The sequence below is a fragment of the Massilia sp. P2_C2 genome (assembly GCF_056404615.1).
Genome location: NZ_JBFUDR010000606.1, coordinates 1 through 1259 on the forward strand (window position 1 = coordinate 1; position 1259 = coordinate 1259).

At 57.0% G+C, this 1259-nt stretch carries 1 protein-coding gene; it reads left to right on the forward strand.

The window, feature by feature from the left end:
• A partial coding sequence (locus tag AC1DYX_RS31255) for a hypothetical protein (RefSeq protein WP_477266120.1) occupies nucleotides 1-731 on the forward strand: 731 nt, incomplete at its 5' end.
• Between the last annotated feature and the right edge of the window lie 528 nt (nucleotides 732-1259).

The following is a 1259-nucleotide window of genomic DNA, read 5'->3' on the forward strand; positions in this document are numbered from 1 at the left end:
ATGTATTCCATTGGAATCCGTGGCAACAAGAAGAAACGGTGAGCGAGCGCGCCATCGTCGATGGCGGCTATTTCGATAATTCAGGCGGCCAGACGATCCTGGACATTGCCAGCGCACTTGAGCGACATGGCATTGCGTCGAATCGCCTGTTCGTTCTATTGATCACTTCGGATCCAGACGAAGGCTTGGCGGCAAAAACGGTATCTGACTACACTGCGTCTGGATGGATGACGCAATTGGCGGCTCCAGTGCGTTCTCTGGTCATGGTGCGCGATGGCCGYACCGCGATCGCGCTGAACGAAATGGAGCAGCGTTTAGGAACCTGCAATGTGATTCACTGGTCAATGTCTCTACGTTCATTGAATCCATCGCGGCCTGAACTGGAAACGAGTCGTAACGCCGACGCCGCCATGAAAGCGATCAATCAACTTCATCATGGCATCGGAAGCGATCCACTCGACGACGTACGCCGCGCCGAACGCGCGCCTGCGCTGGGGTGGGCTTTGTCTGCACGTTCCGCCAATGGTCTGTTACTGCTTGCAAATTCACACGGGTTGCCTTATGAAGCGGGGCAGTTCCGGTACGAAAACGAACTCCTGCTTGCCTCGAAGCTACATTACAGCAACAAGGCCGACCAAGCGGTGCTGGATAGCGATCTCATGAAAAGCCGTTGTGGCGACCCGGCTAATGCGGCGCCCCCCTCCCCGCTCGATCCTCGTCCGTTCAACTGACCTGCTGTTTTTGAACTGCGGTCCCCGCTCCTCGCATGAGGAGCGGGGATACGCGCGGGCTGGCGCCGCACTTGGGAAAGCGCCATCACAAGGTGCTCCGACGCGCTGGAGTGTCCCCTTTGACATTCGCTGTCGTCACAATCGAACTTTCCTGACTGTCACAATGCATTGACACAAGGACGGAAACCGGCCAGACTCAGCAAATATGTTAGCGCCCTTTGTTTGATGGTATAAAATGTTAGAAGCCCATCTTCAGATCCAATGCTTCCCGCTGCACGACCTGGCCAGCGCACTGCTGACCTGCCGCCCGGCCAGACGCCCTGGCAGGACATCGCGCCACCGTCGGGGCGTGGCGCAGAATTCGCCGTACCACAAGCACTGAACCGGCGCATGCCTCAGTTGTAATAACAAACCAAGGAGACCTTCATGAGCGACATTGCTCTCGAGAGCACCAATACCATCCAGGAGGCGGAAAACACCCGCCTCATCGTTCTGATCAGCTGCGTTGCCACCATCGGCGGCTTCCTG